A 696-nucleotide genomic window follows, 5' to 3' on the forward strand; every position below is an offset into this window, starting at 1 on the left:
ATGATAACTAAGGTGTTTTCTGCCCGAGAATACATTGACAGCTTTCAAACTAAAAAAGCCCCAAACACGTTGTTGGGGCTTTCAATCTCATACTAACTTACGTTTACCGTATTACTTCGCGCCTAGAGAAGGAGCTGTTTTAGCATGAGTCAGGTATAGAGGAACACACGTTAACAGTAGGCCACCAACGATGTTACCTAAGATTGTTGGGATAAGGTTGAAGTTCAACCATGTCGCGATACCGAAGTCAGCGCCAAGAATCATACCCAGTGGGAATAGGAACATGTTTACCACTGTGTGCTCAAATACTAGTGCGAAGAAGATGAAGATTGGGAACCACATCATTGCTACACGACCAGACACAGTACGTGCTGTCATGTTACCAATCACGCCTAGACATACCATTAGGTTACAGAAGATACCGCGTACGAAACACGTGATCCATCCGTCCATACCCATGTTTTCAAAACCTAAGCTACGAGCTGTAGAAACCGCAATGAACTTTTGTGCTACTGCGTTTGGATCTAAAGAGAAGTTACCTGTAAGTGAAATTGCCACTAACACTGCAACAATTAAAGAACCGATAAGGTTACCAAGACCAACAATACCCCAACAACGTAGAACACGGCCCCAAGTCACACCTGGGCGGTTATCGAATTTCGCTAAAGGAGCAAGGCCAAATACACCCGTTACTAG

General features: G+C 44.1%; 1 protein-coding gene. It reads right to left on the reverse strand.

Annotated elements, in window-relative coordinates:
• Window positions 1-111 precede the first annotated feature (111 nt).
• Window positions 112-696 (reverse strand): formate/nitrite transporter family protein (locus tag AB4496_RS19760; protein WP_372131700.1); only part of this gene is annotated, 585 nt, incomplete at its 5' end.

The organism is Vibrio sp. 10N.222.46.A1, assembly GCF_041473595.1.
GTDB lineage: Bacteria > Pseudomonadota > Gammaproteobacteria > Enterobacterales > Vibrionaceae > Vibrio > Vibrio tasmaniensis_A.